General features: G+C 73.6%; 21 protein-coding genes. 7 read left to right on the top strand and 14 right to left on the bottom strand.

All coding sequences use genetic code 11. The features are described from left to right. Window position 1: 1 nt before the first annotated feature. Entirely contained in the window at window positions 2-625 is a 624-nt protein-coding gene (locus ACFWEG_RS14180; RefSeq protein WP_387213904.1) for a sulfite oxidase-like oxidoreductase, read from the bottom strand. Between the two features lie 192 nt (window positions 626-817). On the opposite strand from ACFWEG_RS14180, the gene bfr reads away from it, so the two are divergent. Beyond that, the gene (gene bfr, locus ACFWEG_RS14175) at window positions 818-1300 is read left to right on the top strand and encodes a bacterioferritin (RefSeq protein ID WP_387213901.1); all 483 of its coding nucleotides are present in this window, start codon (window positions 818-820) and stop codon (window positions 1298-1300) included. A gap of 2 nt (window positions 1301-1302) precedes the next feature. Here bfr and ACFWEG_RS14170 read toward each other — a convergent pair whose 3' ends face one another. Together ACFWEG_RS14170 and ACFWEG_RS14165 are read right to left on the bottom strand one after the other, a co-directional pair. Beyond that, complete coding sequence (locus tag ACFWEG_RS14170; protein ID WP_387213898.1) at window positions 1303-1560, bottom strand: bacterioferritin-associated ferredoxin; 258 nt, start codon at window positions 1558-1560, stop codon at window positions 1303-1305. A 152-nt stretch (window positions 1561-1712) separates the two neighbouring features. Then, window positions 1713-3065, bottom strand: coding sequence for a class II 3-deoxy-7-phosphoheptulonate synthase (locus tag ACFWEG_RS14165; RefSeq protein WP_387213895.1), 1353 nt, complete (start codon window positions 3063-3065; stop codon window positions 1713-1715). A 147-nt stretch (window positions 3066-3212) separates the two neighbouring features. Between ACFWEG_RS14165 and ACFWEG_RS14160 the strand changes: the two genes are divergently transcribed. From ACFWEG_RS14160 to ACFWEG_RS14150, 3 genes are all read left to right on the top strand, one after another. Next, window positions 3213-4310, top strand: coding sequence for a glutamate--cysteine ligase (locus ACFWEG_RS14160; RefSeq protein WP_387213891.1), 1098 nt, complete (start codon window positions 3213-3215; stop codon window positions 4308-4310). Window positions 4311-4320: 10 nt separating this feature from the next. Further along, complete coding sequence (locus ACFWEG_RS14155; RefSeq protein ID WP_387213966.1) at window positions 4321-4377, top strand: trp operon leader peptide; 57 nt, start codon at window positions 4321-4323, stop codon at window positions 4375-4377. A gap of 102 nt (window positions 4378-4479) precedes the next feature. Then, complete coding sequence (locus ACFWEG_RS14150) at window positions 4480-6375, top strand: anthranilate synthase family protein (RefSeq protein WP_387213888.1); 1896 nt, start codon at window positions 4480-4482, stop codon at window positions 6373-6375. Here the strand turns inward: ACFWEG_RS14150 and ACFWEG_RS14145 are convergent. The 5 genes from ACFWEG_RS14145 to ACFWEG_RS14125 all read right to left on the bottom strand — a co-directional run bounded on the left by ACFWEG_RS14145 (window position 6321) and on the right by ACFWEG_RS14125 (window position 11458). Next, complete coding sequence (locus ACFWEG_RS14145; protein WP_387213885.1) at window positions 6321-7322, bottom strand: 2-hydroxyacid dehydrogenase; 1002 nt, start codon at window positions 7320-7322, stop codon at window positions 6321-6323. The genes ACFWEG_RS14150 and ACFWEG_RS14145 overlap by 55 nt on opposite strands. Window positions 7323-7442: 120 nt before the next feature. Further along, on the bottom strand, window positions 7443-8471 hold the full coding sequence (locus ACFWEG_RS14140; RefSeq protein WP_387213882.1) for a 6-phosphofructokinase: 1029 nt from the start codon (window positions 8469-8471) through the stop codon (window positions 7443-7445). A 161-nt stretch (window positions 8472-8632) separates the two neighbouring features. Next, window positions 8633-9358, bottom strand: coding sequence for a response regulator (locus ACFWEG_RS14135; RefSeq protein WP_387213879.1), 726 nt, complete (start codon window positions 9356-9358; stop codon window positions 8633-8635). Continuing rightward, complete coding sequence (macS, locus tag ACFWEG_RS14130; protein ID WP_387213876.1) at window positions 9355-10605, bottom strand: MacS family sensor histidine kinase; 1251 nt, start codon at window positions 10603-10605, stop codon at window positions 9355-9357. The genes ACFWEG_RS14135 and macS overlap by 4 nt, the downstream gene beginning before the upstream one ends. 34 nt (window positions 10606-10639) lie before the next feature. Next, window positions 10640-11458 carry a 1-acyl-sn-glycerol-3-phosphate acyltransferase gene (locus tag ACFWEG_RS14125; protein ID WP_387213873.1) on the bottom strand — a complete coding sequence of 273 codons (819 nt, stop codon included), beginning with the start codon at window positions 11456-11458 and terminating at the stop codon, window positions 10640-10642. A 142-nt stretch (window positions 11459-11600) separates the two neighbouring features. Between ACFWEG_RS14125 and ACFWEG_RS14120 the strand changes: the two genes are divergently transcribed. Continuing rightward, on the top strand, window positions 11601-12380 hold the full coding sequence (locus ACFWEG_RS14120) for an alpha/beta hydrolase (protein WP_387213870.1): 780 nt from the start codon (window positions 11601-11603) through the stop codon (window positions 12378-12380). Further along, window positions 12373-13002: a hypothetical protein gene (locus tag ACFWEG_RS14115; protein WP_387213867.1), complete on the top strand. Its 630-nt coding sequence runs from the start codon at window positions 12373-12375 to the stop codon at window positions 13000-13002. Before ACFWEG_RS14120 ends, ACFWEG_RS14115 begins: the two co-directional genes overlap by 8 nt. 424 nt (window positions 13003-13426) lie before the next feature. Here ACFWEG_RS14115 and ACFWEG_RS14110 read toward each other — a convergent pair whose 3' ends face one another. The 6 genes from ACFWEG_RS14110 to ACFWEG_RS14085 form a co-directional block, all read right to left on the bottom strand. Continuing rightward, entirely contained in the window at window positions 13427-14203 is a 777-nt protein-coding gene (locus ACFWEG_RS14110; RefSeq protein WP_387213864.1) for an endonuclease/exonuclease/phosphatase family protein, read from the bottom strand. 74 nt (window positions 14204-14277) lie between these two features. Beyond that, window positions 14278-15219, bottom strand: a complete 942-nt coding sequence (locus tag ACFWEG_RS14105) for an ROK family glucokinase (protein ID WP_387213861.1) — start codon at window positions 15217-15219, stop codon at window positions 14278-14280. A gap of 55 nt (window positions 15220-15274) precedes the next feature. Beyond that, window positions 15275-15754 (bottom strand): DUF5304 domain-containing protein, encoded by a 480-nt coding sequence (locus ACFWEG_RS14100; protein WP_387213858.1) that lies wholly within the window; start codon window positions 15752-15754, stop codon window positions 15275-15277. Between the two features lie 161 nt (window positions 15755-15915). After that, window positions 15916-17055: an ArsA family ATPase gene (locus ACFWEG_RS14095; protein WP_387213963.1), complete on the bottom strand. Its 1140-nt coding sequence runs from the start codon at window positions 17053-17055 to the stop codon at window positions 15916-15918. Window positions 17056-17126: 71 nt separating this feature from the next. Further along, window positions 17127-17570, bottom strand: coding sequence for an SRPBCC family protein (locus tag ACFWEG_RS14090; protein ID WP_387213855.1), 444 nt, complete (start codon window positions 17568-17570; stop codon window positions 17127-17129). A gap of 79 nt (window positions 17571-17649) precedes the next feature. Next, a complete protein-coding gene (locus ACFWEG_RS14085) occupies window positions 17650-18411 on the bottom strand; it encodes a metallophosphoesterase (protein WP_387213852.1) in 762 nt (253 codons plus the stop codon). 308 nt (window positions 18412-18719) lie between these two features. On the opposite strand from ACFWEG_RS14085, the gene ACFWEG_RS14080 reads away from it, so the two are divergent. Continuing rightward, window positions 18720-20513 carry an AMP-dependent synthetase/ligase gene (locus tag ACFWEG_RS14080; protein ID WP_387213849.1) on the top strand — a complete coding sequence of 598 codons (1794 nt, stop codon included), beginning with the start codon at window positions 18720-18722 and terminating at the stop codon, window positions 20511-20513. Window positions 20514-20548: the final 35 nt, after the last annotated feature.

Genomic DNA, 20548 nt, shown 5'->3' with positions numbered 1-20548 from the left:
GTCACAGCTCGGGGCCCTCGCCCGCTTCCTCCTGGTAGGAGTACCGCTGCTCGCGCCAGGGGTCGCCGAGGTTGTGGTAGCCCCGCTCCTCCCAGAAGCCGCGCCGGTCGGCGCTCATGTACTCGATGCCGCGGACCCACTTCGGGCCCTTCCAGGCGTAGAGGTGGGGGACGACGAGCCGCAGCGGGAAGCCGTGCTCGGCGGTGAGCAGCTCGCCGCCCTTGTGGCTCGCGAAGACCGTGCGTTCGGCCGCGAAGTCGTCGAGCCGGATGTTGGCGCTGTAGCCGTACTCGGCCCAGGCCATGACGTGGGTGACGCCGGGCGCGGGCGGGGCCAGCTCCAGGAGGGTGCGGGCGAGGACGCCGCCCCACTCGGCGCCGAGCATGCTGAACTTCGTGACGCAGTGCAGGTCGCCGACGACCGTGGTGTACGGCAGCGCGGAGAACTCCTCGTGGGTCCAGCAGCGCTTGTCGCCGTCGGCGGTGGCGCCGAAGACGCGGAACTCCCAGCGGTCGGGCTTGAACTTGGGCACCGGTCCGTAGTGGGTGACCGGCCAGCCCCGCTGGAGCCGCTGCCCCGGCGGAAGCTCCTGCTGTCCCGTCTCGCGGCTCGTCGGCTGACCCATGGCTCTATGGTCGCAGACATGACGGGGTGCCCTGCGCACCGGTACGGACCGGTATGGACCGGGGCGAGGTCCGCATCCTGGACTAAGTACGGCCTAACTTACTGAGTCCGCACTTACTGGACGGCGGTGATCGTCGGTGTCAGGATCGACCGCAGACCCGTTCGAGCCAGTGCCCAAGGGAAGGACTCCGCCGTGAAGGGCGACCAGGAAGTCATCGAGTTCCTCAACGAGCAGCTCACCGCCGAGCTGACCGCGATCAACCAGTACTGGCTCCACCACGCCCTGCAGATGGACAAGGGCTGGGTGAAGCTCGCGAAGTACACCCGCGCCGAGTCGATCGACGAGATGAAGCACGCCGAGCGGCTGACCGACCGGATCATCTTCCTGGAGGGGCTGCCGAACTACCAGCGGCTCGGCCACATCCGGATCGGCCAGACGGTCAAGGAGATGTTCGAGGCCGACCGCCAGATCGAGGTCGAGGCCATCGACCGGCTGCGCCGCGGCATCGCCAAGATGATCGAGAAGGGCGACCACACCTCGAAGCAGCTGTTCGAGGACATCCTCGCCGACGAGGAGCACCACATCGACTACCTGGACACGCAGCTCGCGCTCCTGGAGACGATCGGCGAGCAGAACTACCTCGCGCAGCAGATCGAGCAGCCGAGCGAGGCCTGAGCCTAGGCGGCCTCGGGGAGCGCGGGCAGGGATCCCGCGGGCTCGGGGACGAGGGCGGGCCTGCGCGACTCCAGCAGCTCCCGGCGCGGGCAGGTCCCGCGGCCGAGGATCGCCTGGATGTTGCGGACGCACGAACCGCAGTCGGTGCCGGCCTTGCAGGCGGACGCGATCTGCCGGGGCGTCGTGGCGCCGGCCTCCGCGTGCGCCCTGACCTGGGTGTCCGTGACACCGAAGCACGAGCAGACGTACACGCGGTTCACCTCCCGACGGGGTCGATCAGCACGGCCGTACCGATCCGTTCGGTGAGGCTAACCTAACCTTACCCAATCGGGTCGACGCACAACAGTCCCGGAACGCCAGGTGGGGCACGGATCACAGATCCGTGCCCCACCGTCGTGTCGCGAGGTGCCGCCTACTGGTCCCGGTACATCTCCGCGACGAGGAAGGCGAGGTCGAGCGACTGGCTGCGGTTGAGCCGCGGGTCGCAGGCCGTCTCGTAGCGCTGGTGCAGGTCGTCGACGAAGATCTCGTCGCCGCCGCCCACGCACTCGGTGACGTCGTCGCCGGTCAGCTCGACGTGGATGCCGCCCGGGTGGGTGCCGAGCGCCTTGTGGACCTCGAAGAAGCCCTTGACCTCGTCGAGGACGTCGTCGAAGCGGCGGGTCTTGTGGCCCGAGGCGGCCTCGAAGGTGTTGCCGTGCATCGGGTCGGTGACCCAGACGACCTGGGCGCCGGAGGCGGTGACCTTCTCGACCAGGGTGGGCAGCTTGTCGCGGACCTTGTCCGCGCCCATCCGGACGATGAAGGTGAGCCGGCCGGGCTCCCGGTCGGGGTCCAGGCGCTCGATGTAGGTGAGCGCCTCCTCCGGGGTGGTGGTCGGGCCGAGCTTCACGCCGATCGGGTTGCGGATCTGCGCGGCGAACTCGATGTGCGCGTGGTCGAGCTGGCGGGTGCGCTCGCCGACCCAGACCATGTGGCCGGAGGTGTCGTAGAGCTGGCCGGTCCGCGAGTCGACGCGGGTCAGCGCCGACTCGTAGTCCAGGAGCAGCGCCTCGTGGGAGGCGTAGAACTCCACCGCCTTGAACTCGGCCGGGTCGGTGCCGCAGGCCTTCATGAAGTTCAGCGCGTTGTCGATCTCGCGGGCCAGCTGCTCGTAGCGCTGGCCGGAGGGCGAGGACTTCACGAAGTCCTGGTTCCAGGCGTGGACCTGGCGCAGGTCGGCGTAGCCGCCGGTGGTGAAGGCGCGGACCAGGTTCAGCGTCGAGGCGGACGCGTGGTACATCCGCTTCAGGCGCTCGGGGTCCGGGACGCGGGACTTCTCGTCGAAGGCGAAGCCGTTGACGGAGTCGCCGCGGTAGGTCGGCAGGGTCACGCCGTCGCGGGTCTCGGTGCCCTTGGAGCGGGGCTTGGAGTACTGCCCGGCGATCCGGCCGACCTTCACGACGGGCACGGAGGCCGCGTAGGTCAGGACGGCGGACATCTGGAGCAGCGTCTTCAGCTTCGCCCGGATGTGCTCGGCGGAGACGGCGTCGAAGGCCTCCGCGCAGTCGCCGCCCTGGAGGAGGAACGCCTCGCCCCTGGCGACGGCCGCCAGCCGGCCGCGCAGCTGGTCGCACTCACCGGCGAAGACGAGCGGCGGATAGCTCTCGAGGTCCGCGATCACATCGCGCAGAGCCTCGGCATCCGGGTACTCGGGCTGCTGCGCCGCGGGCAGGTCGCGCCAGGTGTTGCCACCGGCGGAGGGGGAAATGGCGTTCACGGTCACCCCGCCCACCCTACGGGGTCGGACCGGGCGTCCACCCCCACGACCACCAGATGAGACGTGCGACGCGCCTCACTGCCCTCCCGGGGGCGCGGACGGCCTTCGGCAGGTGGGAGGCATGGCGGGGAGCCGGCGGGGCACCTGCCCGATGTGAGAACTGTCGGCGTAGAAGAAGAACTGCTCCTGGTCTCCAAGGAGACCGGTGAGCCCCTGGCGATGTCCGCGGCGGTCCTGGCCGGGACGTCGGACGACTCCGTGTTCGAGGAGGAACTGCAGCTGCAGCAGCTGGAGTTCGGCACTCGCCCGCAGAGCACCATGGACGAGATCGAGGCGGAGATCCGGCGCTGGCGCGGCGAGGCGGCCCGGCGGGCGGGAAGGGTGGGCGCCACGGTGGCCGCGCTCGGCACGTCGCCGCTGCCGGTCAGCCCCTCCCTCAGCCCCGGCGAACGCTACGCCTGGATGGCCGAGGAGTACGGCCTGACGGCGAACGAGCAGCTGACCTGCGGCTGCCATGTGCACGTCTCGGTGGAGTCGGACGAGGAGGGGGTCGCGGTCCTCGACCGGATCCGCCCCTGGCTGGCCCCGCTGCTGGCGATGACGGCGAACTCGCCGTTCTGGCAGGCCCAGGACACCGCCTACGCGTCCTACCGCAGCCGGGTGTGGGGGCGCTGGCCCTCGGCCGGTCCGGTGGCGCCGTTCGGCTCGGCCGAGGGGTACCACGCGACCGTGCGGTCCATGATCGCCACGGGGGTGCTGCGCGACGAGGGGATGATCTACTTCGACGCCCGGCTGTCCCGCTCGTACCCGACGGTCGAGATACGCGTCGGCGACGTCTGCCTGGAGCCCGAGGACACGGTGCTGCTCGCGGCGCTGGTGCGCGGTCTCGTCGAGACGTCCGCCGCCGCCTGGCGGGCGGGTGAGCCGGTCCCCGAGGCGAGTGTGGGCCTGCTGCGGCTCGCCGCCTGGCGGGCGGGCCGCTCCGGCCTCGACTCCCAGCTGGTCGATCCCCGCACCTGGAGCCCGGCCCCGGCCGCGGTGGTCCTGCGCGCGCTCGTGGACCACGTGTCCGACGCGCTCACCGAGTACGGGGACCTCGACATGGTCCGCGAGCGGCTGGAGGCCCTGCTGGCCCGCGGCACCGGGGCGCGCACCCAGCGGGCGCTGTTCGAGAAGTCCGGGGGCGACCTGCGCGCCCTGGTGGCCGAGTGCGCGCGGATCACCGCGCCCGGACCCGTCGGCATCGGGTAGGGTGCGCCGCATGTACGCGCCCCTGAACCAGAACTGGTGGTGGACCGCTCCTCCGGCGGCCCACTGATCGCGCGTACGCAACCGACCTCACGCGAAGGCCGCCCGGAAGGGCGGCCTTCGGTGTCTCCACCACCAGGGCCGCCCCTCCCCCGAACCGAGGGAACCGCCCATGACCACCGCACTGACCGACCTGCTCGCCGACGACCGCCCCTTCGCGCTGTTGCGGCGGCGCGCCCCCGGCGCCGACCACGACGCCGTCGAGCTGCTGCGCGGCCCCGTCGCCGCGTACGACCGCCTCGCCGACCTGCCCGAGCCGTCGCTCGCCCTGGTCCCGTTCCGGCAGATCCGCGAGCGCGGCTTCGACGTCCGCGACGACGGCACTCCGCTGAGCGCGCTCCGGATCGAGGAGCGGCTCACCTTCCCCGTGGCCGCGGTCCTCGACGGGCTGCCCGCCCGGGACGTCGCGGTGCGCGGGCGCGGCTTCGACGTCGACGACGAGACCTACGCCGGCATCGTGCGGGACGTCCTCGCGGAGGAGATCGGCCGCGGCGAGGGCGCCAACTTCGTCATCCGGCGGACGTACGAGGCGGACGTCCCCGGCTTCTCCCGGGCCGACGCGCTGGAGCTGTTCCGCCGGCTGCTGGTGGGCGAGCGGGGCGCGTACTGGACGTTCCTGGTCGACACCGGCGACCGCGTCCTGGTCGGCGCGAGCCCCGAGGTGCACGTGCGGATGAGCGGCGGGACGGTCGTGATGAACCCGATCAGCGGCACCTACCGCTACCCGGCCGCCGGGCCCTCGGTGGACGGCCTGCTCGGCTTCCTCGGCGACGCCAAGGAGGTCGAGGAGCTGTCGATGGTCGTCGACGAGGAGCTGAAGACGATGTGCACGGTCGGTGACCGGGGCGGGGTGGTCGTCGGCCCGCGGCTGAAGGAGATGGCCCACCTCGCGCACACCGAGTACGAGCTGCGCGGCCGCAGCAGCCTGGACGTCCGGGAGGTGCTGCGGGAGACCATGTTCGCGGCGACCGTGACCGGGTCGCCGGTGCAGAACGCCTGCCGGGTCATCGAGCGGTACGAGCCCGGCGGCCGCGGCTACTACGCCGGCGCGCTCGCGCTGATCGGCCGGGACGCGGGCGGGTCGCAGACCCTCGACTCGCCGATCCTCATCCGCACCGCCGACGTCGACCGGGCCGGCCGGCTGCGGGTGGGCGTCGCCGCGACCCTCGTCCGCGGCTCCGACCCGGCCGGCGAGGTCGCCGAGACCCACGCGAAGGCCGCCGGCGTCCTGACCGCCCTCGGCGTCGTCCCCCGCCGCCCGGCGGACGACGGGACGCGCCCGCGCCTCGCCGACGACCCGCGGGTGCGGGCCGCGCTGGACGCCCGCCGGGCGGACCTGGCGCCGTTCTGGCTGAAGCTGCAGGAGCGCGAGGCCGTGCCGGCCGGGCACGCGCTCGTGGTGGACGCGGAGGACACCTTCACGGCGATGCTCGCCCACCTGCTGCGCTCCACCGGCCTGGAGGTGACCGTACGGCGCTACGACGGGCCGGGGCTGCGTGAGGCCGCGCTCGCGCACCCGGGGCCGGTCGTGCTCGGCCCCGGGCCGGGGGACCCGGCGGACGCCGGCGACCCGAAGATGGCGTTCCTGCACGCGCTCACCGCCGACCTGGTGCGCGAGCACCGGCACGGGCTGGTCGGGGTGTGCCTGGGCCACGAGCTGCTGGCCGCCCACGCCGGGCTCCGCATCGTCCGCAAGGCGGTGCCCTACCAGGGGGCGCAGGAGCGGATCGACCTGTTCGGCCGGGCCGAGACGGTGGGCTTCTACAACAGCTTCACGGCGGTCTGCGACGACGCCGAGGCCGCGGAGCTGGCCGGGCGGGGGGTCGAGGTGGCCCGCGATCCGGCCACCGGCGAGGTGCACGCCCTGCGCGGACCCGGTTTCGCGTCCGTGCAGTTCCACCCGGAGTCGGTGCTCACCCTGCGCGGCCCGGCGCTCGTCGCCGCGGCCTTCGCTCAGGCCTGCGCGTCGGGGACCAGCACGTTCTCCGAGCGGCGGCCCGCCAGGTAGTCGTCGACGTTGCGCACGGTGGCGTCGATGATCTGCGCCACCGCGTCCCGGGTGTAGTACGCCTGGTGCGAGGTGACGACGACGTTCGGGAAGGTGACGAGCCGGGCCAGGGTGTCGTCCTCGACGACCTCCAGCGACTTGTCGAGGAAGAACAGCCCGGCCTCGGCCTCGTAGACGTCGAGGCCCACCCCGGCGAGCCGGCCGGTGCGCAGCGCGCCGACCAGGGCGTCGGTGTCGATGAGGCCGCCGCGGCTGGAGTTCACCAGGACGGCGTCGTGCTTGACGTGGGCGAGCGCGGCCGCGTCGATGAGGTGGTGGGTGCTGGGCAGGAGCGGCACGTGCAGGCTGATCAGGTCGGACTGCGCGAGGAGCGTGTCGCGGTCGACGTACGTCATGCCCAGCTCCCGGCAGGCCGGGTTCTCGGCGACGTCCCAGCCGAGCAGCTCCATGCCGAAGCCGTGGGCGATCCGGGTGAACGCCTCGCCGATCTTGCCGGTGCCGAGCACGCCGGCCGTGCGGCCGCGGAAGTCGCGGCCCATCAGGCCGTCGAGCCGGAAGTCGAAGTCGCGGGTGCGGTTCGCCGCGCGGACGATCCGGCGGTTGACGGCCATGGCGAGCGTCCAGGCGAACTCGGCGACCGAGTAGGGCGAGTAGTACGACACCCGGGCGACCGTCAGGCCCAGCTCGCGGGCCACGTCGAGGTCGATGTTGTTGAAGCCGGTGGACCGCTGGGCGATCATCCGGGTGCCCCCGGCGGCGAGGATCCGCAGGACCTCGGCGTTGAGGTCGGCGTTGACGCTGGAGCTGACGATCTCGTGGTCCGCCGCGATCGGGGCGGTGTCCTCGGTGAGGAACACGTCCAGGCAGTGCACGTCGTGCCGGCCTGCGAAGGCCTGCTCGATGAGGGGCTTCTCGTCGGCCTGGACGCCGAACGCGAGGATCTCCATGCCGTCTCCAGGGTCGTGTGCCGCACCGCCGGTCACTGGTCACCGACAGTACGGCGCAGCGCGCGCTCCCGCCGCTCGGGAGCGCCCGCCCCAGCCCGCCGCGGCTCTCCTCAGCTCTCCTCAGCCGAAGAACACGCCCACCTCCGCGTAGAGCGCCGGGTCGACGGTCTTCAGGTCGGCGACGGCGTCGGCGATCGGGACCCGGACGACGTCGGTGGCGCGCAGGGCGACCATCGAGCCGTAGGCGCCGTCGCGGACCGCCTCGACGGCGTGCAGCCCGAAGCGGGTGGCGAGCCAGCGGTCGAAGGCGCTGGGCGTGCCGCCGCGCTGGATGTGGCCGAGGACGGTGGTGCGGGCCTCGTTGCCGGTGCGGTCCTCGATCTCCTTCGCCAGCCACTCCCCCACCCCCGACAGCCGCACGTGGCCGAACGAGTCCAGGCTGCCGTCCTTGAGCACCACCTCGCCGTCCTTGGGCACCGCGCCCTCGGCGACCACGACGATGGGGGCGTAGGAGGCGCGGAAGCGGGAGGTCACCCAGGCGCAGACCTGGTCGACGTCGAAGCGCTGCTCGGGGATGAGGATGACGTTCGCGCCGCCCGCGAGGCCGGAGTGCAGGGCGATCCAGCCGGCGTGCCGGCCCATCACCTCCACCACCAGGACCCGCATGTGCGACTCGGCGGTGGTGTGCAGCCGGTCGATGGCCTCGGTGGCGATGCCGACGGCCGTGTCGAAGCCGAAGGTGTAGTCGGTGGCGGACAGGTCGTTGTCGATCGTCTTGGGCACGCCGACGCAGGGCACCCCGTGCTCCTCCCAGAGCCGGGCGGCGACGCCGAGGGTGTCCTCGCCGCCGATCACGACCAGCGCCTCGACGTCGTGCCGGGCGATCGTCCCGACCACCCGCGCGGGTCCGTCCTCGGTCTTGAACGGGTTGGTGCGGGACGAGCCGAGGATGGTCCCGCCGCGGGGCAGGATGCCGCGCACCTGGGGGATGCCGAGCGGCACGGTGTCGTCCTCCACGACGCCGCGCCAGCCGTCCCGGAAGCCGGTGAACCGGTAGCCGTACTCCTGCTCGCCCTTGCGGACGACGGCTCGGATGACGGCGTTGAGCCCGGGGCAGTCCCCGCCGCCGGTCAGTACTCCCACGCGCATGGAAACGTCCCTTCGCCCGGTGTCCTGTCACGTCCGGGATCCACGCTACGGGTGACCCAGCTCACGACGGGACGGTTGGGAGGGTCAATTCCCGTACCTGCGCGCTCAGTTGACGGTGCGCGTGGGGCGGTCGGGGCCGGCGGGCGTCCGGGGTGCGGGTGTTACGCGTGCCCGTCGTCCAGGCCGCGCTCGATGGCGTAGCGGACCAGCTCGACGCGGTTGTGGAGCTGGAGCTTGCCGAGGGTGTTCTGGACGTGGTTCTGGACCGTGCGGTGGGAGATCACGAGCCGCTCGGCGATCTGCTTGTAGCTCAGGCCCTTGGCGACGAGCCGCAGCACCTCGGTCTCCCGGTCGGTGAGCTGCGGGGCGGCCTCGCGGCCCCCGGCCGCCCTCGGCTGCGCGGGCTCGGCGGCGAGGCGGCGGTACTCGCCGAGGACCAGGCCCGCGAGGCCGGGGGTGAAGACGGGGTCGCCGTCGGCGGTCCGGCGCACGGCGTCGATCAGCTCGGCGGTGCTCGCCGACTTCAGCAGGTAGCCGGTCGCACCGGACTTGACCGCCTCCAGGACGTCCGCGTGCTCGCCGCTCGCCGACAGCACGAGCACCCGGAGCTCCGGGTGGGCCCCGACCAGCTCCTGGCACACCCGCACCCCGGGCAGGAGCGGCAGGTTGAGGTCGAGCACCAGGACGTCCGGGGTGACGGCCCGGGCCCGGCGGACGGCCTGCTCGCCGTCGCCGGCGGTGGCGACCACGTCGAACCCGGCCTCGGCCAGGTCGCGGGCGACCGCGTCCCGCCACATGGGGTGGTCGTCGACCACCATCACCGTGATCGGCCGCTCGGGCCGTCCAGGCCGGCCCTGGTGCTCCGTCTGTTCCCGCTGTCCCGTCATCGGATCGACCCCTCCTGCTTGCGCTGCTTCGCCGCGTGTCGGCGCGGCACCCTCAGTTCGACCTCGGTGCCCTGGCCGGGCACGGAGAGGATCTCGGCGCTGCCGCCGAGGTCCCGCAGCCGGCCGCGTATCGACTGGGCGACGCCGAGCCGGCCCTCGACCTCGGCCTGGACGAGCCGGCCCTCGGGGATGCCGGGGCCCTCGTCGCGGACCGTGACGACCACCGCGTCCGGCTCGTCCTCGACCAGGATCCAGGCCCGGGCGTCGGCGCCGACGTGTCCGCGCACGTTGTCCAGGGCCGCGCCGACGGCGGCGGCCAGCTCCCGGGCGGCCGGGGGGTCGAGGAGCACGGGGGTGCCGGGGGCGGAGAAGGTGACGGTCGGGCCCGAGCGCGGCGCGAGCAGGGCGCGCAGGTCGAGCGGGCCCTCGTCCTCGGCCGCGCCGCTCTCCTCGGGGACCGCCCGCACGACCGCCCCCTGCGCGGCGTCCTCCGAGAGCCGGGTCGGCGGGACGAGCCCGCCGGCGACCAGGGTGCGCAGGGCGATCTCCTGCTCGCCCGCCATCCGCCCCAGCTCCGCGGCCTCGCCGCCGAGCGCGGTCCCGCGCCGCTGCACCATGGCGAGCACCTGGAGCACCCCGTCGTGGATGTCCCGCGCCAGCCGCTCGCGCTCCCGCGTCGCCGCCTCGATCTCCAGGGCGCGGGCCAGCGTCCGCTCGGAGGCGCGGGCGACCTGGACGACGTACCCGATGGCGATGGAGACGATCCACACCAGGAGCACGTTGTGCAGGGTGTCCTGCGAGAGCTGTCCGCGCTGCACCAGGTTGGCGGCGGCCACCAGCGTGGAGGCGAGTGCCGCCCACCGCCAGCCGCCCTTGACGGCGAAGGCGAGCACGGCGCCGGCCGTCCAGATGGACGGCAGGGTGGGGCCGTCGGCGGCGATCCGCGCGGGCGCGCTGTCGACGACCGGGGTGAGCAGGATGCCGGTGAGGGCGAGGGTCAGGTCCACGGCCAGGAAGCGCCGGGAGCAGCTCGCCGCGTTCGCGAGCCGGGGCAGGGTGGCGAGGGTCCAGACGGCCACGACGGCGAGGTAGCCGATCGCCGGCCAGGGGTGCCGGATCTCGTCGTACGCCGACAGGAACAGGCCGACGGCGTAGGCCGCCGACAGCACGCGGTAGGCGCGCAGCGCGCTCCACATCGGCTGCTCGACCGACATACGGACCACCGCGACGCGTGCGCGCCGGATCATTCCCCCACCCCCTGCGACGGTTGCGACGGCCGCGTCAGGCGGCCGGGCGCCGGTCGGTCCCGGCGTCGGCCTGCTCGGCGTCGGCGTCCTTCTCGGCCGCCTTCTCCGCCTTCTCGAGCTGCCTGGCCTCCTTCTCCGCCTGCTTGTGCTCCGCGCTCAGCCGCTTCGCCTCCTCGGCGAGCTGCCGCTTGGCCGCGCTGGCGTAGACGTCGACGTACTCCTGGCCGGAGAGCTTCATGATCTCGTACATGACCTCGTCGGTCACCGAGCGCAGGATGAAGCGGTCGCCCTCCATGCCCTGGTAGCGGCTGAAGTCGAGCGGCTTGCCGATCCGGATGCCCGGGCGCATCAGCTTGGGCAGCAGCTTGCCGGGCGGCTGGATCTTCTCGGTGTCGATCATCGCGACGGGGATGACGGGCGCCCCGGTGGCCAGCGCGACCCGGGCGAGGCCGCCGGGCTTGCCGCGGTAGAGGCGGCCGTCGGGCGAGCGGGTGCCCTCGGGGTAGATGCCGAACAGCTCGCCGCGCTCGATGACGTCGATACCGCTCCTGATGGCCGCCTCACCGGCGCCGCGGCCGCCGGAGCGGTCCACGGGGAGCTGTCCGACGCCCTTGAAGAAGGCCGCGGTGAGCTTCCCCTTGACGCCGGGCGAGGTGAAGTACTCGGCCTTGGCGATGAAGGTCACCTTGCGGTCGAGCACGGCGGGGAAGAAGAAGGAGTCCGAGAACGAGAGGTGGTTGCTGGCGAGGATGGCCGGTCCCGTGGCGGGGATGTTCTCCAGGCCCTCCACCCAGGGGCGGAACGCGAGCTTGAGCGGGCCGCCGATGGCCACCTTCATTGCGCCGTAGATCAACGGACTGCCTTCCTCGAGATAAGTCCTGCCGACCTTATCCCGCCCGCCTCCGCGAAGCCTGGTCGGTGCCGGTGCCGTCGCGTACGGTGAGACGACTCCCCCGCGTCCGCGTCCGCGCGTCCTCACCCTCAGGAGAACGAAGGTGCCCGTCCTCCCCGGAGCCGAGCCGTACCGCCACGAAGGCGGCGAGGTCGGCGTCCTGCTCTGCCACGGCTTCACCGGCTGCCCCCAGTCGCTGCGCCCCTGGGCGGAGTACCTCGCGGCGCACGGGCTCACCGTCTCGCTCCCACTGCTGCCGGGCCACGGCACGCGCTGGGAGGACATGGCGCTGACCGGCTGGCAGGACTGGTACGCGGAGGTCGACCGCGAGCTGCGGGCGCTGACCGAGCGCTGCAGCACCGTCTTCGTCTTCGGCCTGTCCATGGGCGGCGCGCTGACCCTGCGGCTGGCCGCGAAGCACGGGGACGCGATCCGGGGCATCGTCGTCGTCAACCCGGCGAACAAGGTCCACGGCCTGTCCGCGTACGCCCTGCCCGTCGCCCGGCACCTGGTCCGCACGACGAAGGGCCTGCGCAGCGACATCGCCAAGGAGGGCGTCGAGGAGGTCGGCTACGACCGGGTGCCGCTGCACGCGGCGCACTCGGTGCGGAACCTGTTCCGGCTGGTCGACGCGGAGCTGCCGCAGGTCACCCAGCCGATGCTGCTCCTGCACAGCCCGCAGGACCACGTCGTGCCGCCCGCGGACTCCGCCCGCATCCTCAGCCGGGTCTCCTCCACCGACGTCCGCGAGGTGGTGCTGGAACACAGCTACCACGTCGCGACGTTGGACCATGACGCGGACCGGATCTTCGAGGACAGCCTTGCCTTCGTCGCCCGGCTCGCGCCCGGCGTGGGAACGGAAGGGACGGCCATCGGTGGCTGAGCACGAGGCGGCGGACCGCGACGACAGTCGCGAGCCCGAGGAGCGGGACGTCCCGGTCGACGAGGACGCGGTCTGGGCCGCGATCGTCGCCGGCTACGGCGAGGAGCCGGCGGACCCGCCGGGCGCGAAGCCGTTCAAGTCGGTCGAGGACCTCGCGCGCCTGGAGGCCGGCACCAACGCGGTCCCGGAGGCGGACGAGCGGGCGGGGGGCTCGGCGACCGACCCGGAGGCCAAGCCGGACCCGAAGCCCGCCCCCGACGCGGGCGCGGACCGGCCGCTCGGCGGCTCGGTCACCTTCGCCCCGGGCGTGGGCCCGCGCGACCACGCCCTCGCCGCGTCCTCGGAGGACGACTTCGACGCGGACGACGAGGGCCACTTCGTGCCGCCGGAGCCGCCGCCGCTCCCGGAGGCCGACGCGACGGCCAAGTTCGCCTGGCTCGGCGCGGTCGGCGGACCGCTCCTGCTGCTGGTCGCCGTGCTGTCCGGCTGGTACATGCACTGGTGGCTGCTCACCCTCGGCATCGGCGGCTTCCTCGGCGGCTGCGCGACGCTGGTGGCCCGGATGCGGACGGACGAGGACGACGACGGCTTCGACGACCCGGGCCGCGGCGCGGTCGTCTGAACCGCAGGGCCGCGGGCCGCTGGAAGAAGCCGCCGCGGCCCGACGTGCGACCCGGTCCGGCGCGCGGGACGTTCCGGCGCGACGCCCGACGCGGGGCGGGTACGGCGCGGGGCGGGGACGATACCGGCGGGGCCCGGCGCGGGGCGGTACGGCGCAGGCCGGGTACGGCGCAGGGCGGGGACGACGCAGGCCGGGGACGGCGCAGGCCGGGGACGACGCGGGGCAGGGACGACACCGGCCGCGCCCGGCGCGGGGCGGGTACGGCGTGGTCCGCGTCCGGCGCAGGCCGGGTACGGCGCAGGGCGGGGACGACGCAGGCCGGGGACGGCGCAGGCCGGGGACGACGCGGGGCAGGGACGACACCGGCCGGGCCCGGCGCGGGGCGGGTACGGCGTGGTCCGCGTCCGGCGCGGGGCTTCGCGGCTCAGGCCGGCGCCGGGATGCGGAGCGCCGCGAGCACCGGCAGGTGGTCCGTCGCCGCGCGCAGATCATGCGCGGGCAGCCCCGTCGGCACGCCGCAGCCGAGTACCTCGATGCCCGGCGTGGTGAGGATCGCGTCGATCCGCTGGTGCGGGTCGGCGGGGGTGGACGTCTGCTCGCCGCCCCACGGGCCGGCGCACCAGGCGTCCTGGAGCGCGCCGGACAGCCGGCGGAAGCTGCGCCCGTCGGGGCGCTCGTTGAGGTCGCCGCCCGCGATCACGTGCCTGACGCCCGCCTCGTCGAACCGCCGCACCTGGTCGAGCAGCAGCGCTGACTGCGCGTACCGCTCGTCCTTCTGCAGCGAGAGGTGGCAGCTCACCAGCCCGATCCGGACCCCGCCGACCCGGACCACAGCGGTGGCGAAGCCCCGCTGGTGGAGGCCCGGGGTGCGGGGCAGGAGCACGTCCTCGGTGCGCTCGACGGCGGCCCGCAGCGAGCAGAGCAGCGCGGGCCCGGCCGCGGTCGCACCACCGGACAGGACGTAGAGCCCGCTGGCGTGGGCGAGGCGGGCCAGGTGCTTGCGCCAGCGGAAGAACCGCGGCGCCTCCTGGACCAGCACCAGGTCGGGGGCGCAGGCGGCGATGACCCGGGCGAGGGCGGCCTCGTCGTCGCGCATCGAGCGGATGTTGTAGCTGAGCACCCGGACGGTCACGGAACCGTCGGAGCCGGTGCGGGAGGCGGGCAGTTGCTCGGGCAGGGGCGTCGCGGGCGTCGCACTCATGCGGCCCACGATAGGCCGCTGCCCGCCGCCTCCCGAAGGGGACGCGGCGGGCAGCCGGTGCCGTGCGCGGGGTGTCAGCCCTGGCGGGCCAGGTCGGCCGCGCCGACCAGACCGGCCTTGCCGCCGAGCTGCGCGGCGAGGACCTGGGCGTGCGGCCGCCAGGCGCCGCCGATCAGCCAGCGCCGGAAGGACTTGCGGATCGGGTCGAGGACCAGCTCGCCCTCGTCCGAGACGCCGCCGCCGACGATGAACGCCGACGGGTCGAAGAGCGAGGCCAGGTCGGCCAGGCCCGAGCCGGCCCACCGGGCCAGCTCCCGGAAGGAGTCGACCGCGACGGGGCAGCCCTGGCGGGCGGCCTCGCTGACGTGCCTGCCCTCGATGCCCTCGGGGGTGCCGTCGCCGAGGCCGAGGAGGATCGTGGCGTTCTCCGGGGTGGCGTTGGCGCGCTGCTTCGCGTACCGCACCAGCGCGCGGCCCGACGCGTACTGCTCCCAGCAGCCCTGGCTGCCGCAGCCGCAGAGCAGGCCGTCGGGGACGACCCGGATGTGGCCGAACTCGGCGGCCACGCCGAAGCGGCCGCGGCGCAGCTTGTTGCCGATGATGATGCCGCCGCCGAGGCCGGTGCCGAGCGTGATGCAGATGACGTCGTCGTGGCCCTTGCCGGCGCCGAACTTGTACTCGCCCCACGCCGCCGCGTTGGCGTCGTTCTCGACGACGACGGGCAGGCCGACGCGCTGTTCGACCTTGTCCTTCAGTGCCTCGTGCCGCCAGTTGATGTTCGGGGCGAAGAGGACGGTGGCGCGCTTCTCGTCGACGTAGCCGGCCGCTCCGATGCCGACCGCCTCGACGGTGTGCTTGGCGCTGACCGTCTTGACGGCGTCCGCGATCGCGTCGATGACGCCTTCGGGGGTCGACGGCGTCGGCACCGTGCTGGTGTCGAGGATCGTTCCCTCTTCGTCGACCACACCGGCCGCGATCTTCGTGCCGCCGATGTCGACGCCGATGGTGAGTCCCATGAATCCCTCAGTTTTCGGTCGAGCCCCGCTTAAGGCAACCGTACCCGAGGACCTCTCAATCGAGGTCGATGCGTTCACTCTTTGAAGGGTCGTCCCCGTCGTCGGGCTTCCGCGGAGCGGCGGGGTCGGTCGGGAATCGGGTGCCCGCGCCGGGGTCCGTGGCGGTCCAGCGGGACTCGTGGCCGCTGACCGCGGACCGGTAGGCGGCCAGGAGTTCGCCGCCGGCGGCCGCGAGCTGGTCGAAGACGTCCGGATTGCGCTCGATGACCGGTTCGACGGCGGCGCGGGCCTGGGTGACGAAGTCCCTGACGAGGCCCTGGGCGGCCGTACCGGTCAGTCCGGGCAGCGGGAGCGGCAGGGAGGAGAGCCGGTCGGCGACGGCGTCGGCGAGCTTGCGCAGCTCGTCGGCGGCGGATCCGGGCGGGGTGCCGTACTGGGCGCGCCGGCGGGCCTGTTCCGCGGCGAGGTCCTCGGCGCAGGCCTGCTCCCAGGCGTCGGCGTCGGGCTGTTCGGTGCGGTCGGCTGCTTCGCTCATGACGCGACTCCTGCGACAGGTCCCCGGCGGCGGGGACACGGGTTCCACGGACGGCGGCTCTCCGGGACGTGCCTACGACGTTACCGGACCGCTCCTGGGGGCTTCACCGGTCCGCCGCGACTTCAGGCCTTCACGGCGTCACGGCGTGCGGGGCCGCGGCGTCACGGCGTGCGGGGCCACAGGCCGGGGTCGGGGGTGCAGCGGATCCGCAGCTCGCCGTCGGCGAGCGCGGCGCCGGAGACCGTGCAGCGGCGCAGGGCGGGCGGCAGGGGGACGATCCGCCGGTGGCCGGCGACGTCGAGGACCAGCTCGTCGCCCCGCCGGACCAGGCCGAGCTCCTCGCGGCGGGCGGCGGGCAGCGGGATGCGCCAGAGCAGCACGCCCTCGGCGGCCCGGCGGTCCTCCACGGGCCAGGCGAGGGCGGGCCGGGGCGGCGGGCCCTCGTGGGCGAGCCGGTCCAGGTCCGCGGCGCCGGGGCGCGGGTCGTGCCCGAGGTGGGGCAGTTCGACGATCCGGTCGTCGCCCGTCGTGGTGTGCAGCGTCTTCAGGTGCGCCTGCTGCTGGGCGGCGAGCGCGGAGAGCCAGGGGTCGGGCGAGGCGGTGGGCAGCAGCCGGTTGGCGATCACGGCGTCGGGGCGCAGGCCGTACAGGGCGAGCGCGGCGCTGCCGGTGCGCAGGGCCTCGGTGGCCGCCGGACCGGGTTCCAGGACGATCCGTACGGAGGTGTCGGCGTCGGCGACGAAGGCCTCGGCGGCCGCGAGTTCGGCGTCCCAGCGGGCCGCCGCCTGGTACAGCCCCTGGGCGGGCATCGGGACCCCGGCGAGCTGGGCGAGCAGCGGGCGCAGCGCCCGTGCGGCCTGCCGCTCGGGGGGCAGCAGCCGGCGCAGGTAGCGGCGCAGCTGCTCGGGCAGCGCGAGGGCGGCGACGGTGTCCGCCAGCGGCGGCATGTCCACGACCACCAGATCGTGCGCCCCGCCGGCCCGCGCCGGCACGGACAGCAACGCGAACTCGGCCGCCCCCGGCAGCGTCGTCAGCTCCCCGGGCTCCAGCGGCTCGGCGCCGAGCGTCTCCAGGACGCCCCCCGCCCGCTCCTGCAGGGCGAGGAGCCGCCCCCGGAACACCTCACCGGAGTCGATCCGCGCCACGTCGAGCCCGGGTACGGCCTCCCCGACCGGATCGGGCCCCGTGGTCAGCAGCAGCACCCGCTCCCCCCGCCGCGCGCCGGCGACGGCGGTCGCGGCGGCGACGGTCGTCCGCCCCCCGCCCCCGGTCCCGGTGACGAGCACGGTCCGCGTCCGCACACGGCCGGAGACCCCGCCGACCCGGCGGCCTTCGGCGTGGGCGTCGTGTCCGTCCGCCCCGCGTGGGCGGGTCAAGCGGTCGGGCCGGATTCGACGCGCTTCTTCAGGCCGGCGAGGGCACGGTCGATGATGACCTTCTCGGCCTTGCGTTTGATCATGCCGAGCATCGGGATCTTGACGTCGACGGTGAGCTGGTAGGTGACCTCGGTGCCGGTCCCGACCGGCTTGAGGAGGTACGCCCCGTCCAGTTCCCGCAGCATCTGCGACTTCACCAGCGTCCAGCTGACCTCGTGCTCGCCGGTCCAGGTGTAGCCGAGGGTCTGGTCGTCCTTGATCGCGCCGGCGTCCATCACCAGCCGGACCTGCTCGGCGCGGCCGCGGGCGTCGGTGGCGAGCACCTCGGCCTCCTTCACCTCGCCGGTCCACTCGGGGTAGCGGGCGAAGTCGGCGATGACCGCCATGACGTCGGCCGGGGCCGCCTCGATCGTGATGCTCGAGCTGGTGTACTCCGCCATCGCCGTGGCTCCTCCAGTGCGGTCCGGGCTGCTCGTGCGGGCGTCACGTGCAGCGTGCAGGCTATCGCGTGCCCACAGGTCACCACTCCAGTGCCCAGGGGCGCCCGCGGGCCGCGAAGTGGCCGACGTTGACGCACTCGGTCGCCCCGATCCGCATCCGCCCGGCGAGCGGCTGGTGGACGTGGCCGAAGAGCGAGTACCGGGGCCGGGTCCGCCGGATCGCCTCCAGGAGCGCCCGGCTGCCGCGCTCGAAGCGGCGGGCGACGGTGTCGTAGAGGAGCTCGGGGACGTCCGGCGGGATGTGCGAGCACAGCACGTCGACCTCGCCGAGCGCCTCGACCTTCGCCGCGTACTCCTCGTCGCCGATCTCGTACGGGGTGCGCATCGGGGTGCGCAGGCCGCCGCCGACGAAGCCGAAGACCCGGCCGCCGATCTCGACCCGCTCGCCGTCCAGGACGGTGGTGCCGGGGCGGGTGAACTCGGGCCAGAGCTCGGGCATGTCGACGTTGCCGTAGGTGGCGTACGTCGGGGTGGGGAACGCGGCGAAGAGTTCGGCGTACTGCTTGCGCACGCCCGCCTCGACCGCCGCCCTGCGGTCCAGGCCCGCCCACAGCCGCGCGCCGAACTCCCGGGCCTCCTCGAAGCGGCGGGCGGTGCGCAGCTCGACCAGCCGGTCGGCGTTCTCCTCGCCGAACAGGTCGGGGAAGATGCCGCGCGAGTGGTCGGCGTAGTCCAGGAAGAGCACCAGGTCACCGAGGCAGACCAGCGCGTCGGCGCCGTCGCCGGCCCGCCGGAGGTCGCGGGCGTTGCCGTGCACGTCACTCACCACATGGACTCGCATGACGATCACGATAGGACGGTTCGCGGCGGCGCCGGTACGGAGTCGGACGGATCGCCCCGGACCTGCGATTACCTCCTGGTCGGGCCGCCGATGGATTACCGTCCCGAGCAGCGCCGCACTTATGGTGTGACGCATAGAACATCTGGTCGGACCCCCTACCGGACAGCCGGTACCGATGGGTAACGTCCGGGCAGTCCAGTCGTGCTCGATGTCGCCATCGGAAGACATCGCGCACCTGCCCGATCTTGGACCGCACCGTCGCACTCACACACCGTCGTGGCGCCGGCGCCCTATGAGGAGCAGCAGTCTTGCGCGAGTTCAGCCTTCCGGCCCTGTACGAGGTCCCCGCGGACGGCAATCTGACCGACATCGTCCGCCGCAACGCCGCGCAGCACCCGGACGTCGCCGTCATCGGCCGGAAGGTCGACGGCGTCTGGCAGGACGTCACCGCGACCGCGTTCCTCGCCGACGTCCGGTCCGTCGCCAAGGGCCTGATCGCCGCCGGCGTCCGCCCCGGTGACCGGGTCGGCCTGGTCTCCCGCACCCGCTACGAGTGGACCCTCGTCGACTTCGCGATCTGGAGCGCCGGCGCGGTCACCGTCCCGGTGTACGAGACCAGCTCGGCCGAGCAGATCGCGTGGATCCTCAGCGACTCCGGCGCCGTCGGCGTGGTCGTCGAGACGGACGCGCACGCGGCGACGGTGGAGTCGGTCCGCAAGGGACTGCCCGCGCTCGCCGACGTCTGGCGGATCGACGACGGCGGCCTCGACCGGCTGCGGGCCGAGGGCGCGGAGCTGCCCGACTCGGCGGTCGACGAGCGCAGCGCGCTGGCGAAGGCCGACGACCCGGCCACGATCGTCTACACCTCGGGCACCACCGGCCGCCCCAAGGGCTGCGTGCTCACCCACCGCAGCTTCTTCGCCGAGTGCGGCAACGTCGTCGCGCGGCTCGCGCCGCTGTTCCGCACCGGGGAGTGCTCGGTGCTGCTGTTCCTTCCGGTCGCGCACGTCTTCGGCCGCCTGGTGCAGGTCGCCGCGCTGATGGCGCCGATCAGGCTCGGGCACGTCTCGGACATCAAGAACCTCACCGACGAGCTGGCGTCCTTCCGGCCGACGCTGATCCTCGGCGTGCCGCGGGTCTTCGAGAAGGTCTACAACTCCGCGCGGGCCAAGGCGCAGGCCGACGGCAAGGGCAGGATCTTCGACAAGGCGGCCGACACCGCGATCGCCTACAGCCGGGCGCTCGACCTGCCGGGCGGCCCGTCGCTGGGGCTCAAGCTCAAGCACAAGGTGTTCGACAAGCTCGTCTACAGCAAGCTGCAGGCCGTCCTCGGCGGGCGCGGCGAGCACGCGATCTCCGGCGGCGCGCCGCTGGGCGAGCGGCTCGGGCACTTCTTCCGCGGCATCGGCTTCACCGTCCTGGAGGGCTACGGCCTGACCGAGACCTGTGCGGCCACCGCGTTCAACCCGCACGACCGGCAGAAGATCGGCACGGTCGGCCAGCCGCTGCCCGGCTCCGTGGTGCGGATCGCCGACGACGGCGAGGTGCTGCTGCACGGCGAGCACCTGTTCGCCGGGTACTGGGGCAACGAGGGCGCGACCGAGGAGGCGCTGGCCGACGGCTGGTTCCACACCGGCGACATCGGCACGCTCGACGAGGACGGCTACCTCGCGATCACCGGCCGCAAGAAGGAGATCATCGTCACCGCGGGCGGCAAGAACGTGGCCCCCGCGGTCATCGAGGACCGGATTCGGGCGCACGCGCTGGTCGCGGAGTGCATGGTCGTCGGCGACGGGCGGCCGTTCGTCGCCGCGCTCGTCACCCTCGACGAGGAGTTCCTCGGGCGGTGGGCCGCGGAGAACGGCAAGACGGACGCGACGGCCGTGACCCTGCGCGACGACGCGGACCTCCTCGCGGCGGTCCAGAAGGCGGTCGACGACGGCAACGCGGCGGTCTCCAAGGCGGAGTCGGTCCGCAAGTTCCGCGTCCTCACCGCGCAGTTCTCCGAGGACTCGGGGCACCTGACCCCGTCCCTGAAGCTCAAGCGCAACGTCGTCGCGAAGGACTACGCCGACGAGATCGAGGCGCTGTACCACCGCTGAGGCGGACAGAGGTGAAGGGCCCCGGGGCGACGCCC

Source organism: Streptomyces sp. NPDC060194 (assembly GCF_042728285.1).
In the GTDB taxonomy this organism is placed as follows: domain Bacteria; phylum Actinomycetota; class Actinomycetes; order Streptomycetales; family Streptomycetaceae; genus Streptomyces.
Note: the sequence above shows the minus strand (reverse complement) of the source record. Positions and strands in the feature narration are given on the sequence as shown.

Excerpts from the sequence above, each read along its gene's own strand:
- ACFWEG_RS14090 (WP_387213855.1), bottom strand. The coding sequence starts at position 17,570 with ATGGCGGAGTACACCAGCTCGAGCATCACGATCGAGGCGGCCCCGGCC.
- ACFWEG_RS14110 (WP_387213864.1), bottom strand. The coding sequence starts at position 14,203 with ATGAGTGCGACGCCCGCGACGCCCCTGCCCGAGCAACTGCCCGCCTCC.
- ACFWEG_RS14135 (WP_387213879.1), bottom strand. The coding sequence starts at position 9,358 with ATGACGGGACAGCGGGAACAGACGGAGCACCAGGGCCGGCCTGGACGG.
- macS (WP_387213876.1), bottom strand. The coding sequence starts at position 10,605 with ATGATCCGGCGCGCACGCGTCGCGGTGGTCCGTATGTCGGTCGAGCAG.
- ACFWEG_RS14180 (WP_387213904.1), bottom strand. The coding sequence starts at position 625 with ATGGGTCAGCCGACGAGCCGCGAGACGGGACAGCAGGAGCTTCCGCCG.
- ACFWEG_RS14100 (WP_387213858.1), bottom strand. The coding sequence starts at position 15,754 with ATGAGCGAAGCAGCCGACCGCACCGAACAGCCCGACGCCGACGCCTGG.
- ACFWEG_RS14150 (WP_387213888.1), top strand. The coding sequence starts at position 4,480 with ATGACCACCGCACTGACCGACCTGCTCGCCGACGACCGCCCCTTCGCG.
- ACFWEG_RS14085 (WP_387213852.1), bottom strand. The coding sequence starts at position 18,411 with ATGCGAGTCCATGTGGTGAGTGACGTGCACGGCAACGCCCGCGACCTC.
- ACFWEG_RS14145 (WP_387213885.1), bottom strand. The coding sequence starts at position 7,322 with ATGGAGATCCTCGCGTTCGGCGTCCAGGCCGACGAGAAGCCCCTCATC.
- ACFWEG_RS14140 (WP_387213882.1), bottom strand. The coding sequence starts at position 8,471 with ATGCGCGTGGGAGTACTGACCGGCGGCGGGGACTGCCCCGGGCTCAAC.
- ACFWEG_RS14105 (WP_387213861.1), bottom strand. The coding sequence starts at position 15,219 with ATGGGACTCACCATCGGCGTCGACATCGGCGGCACGAAGATCGCGGCC.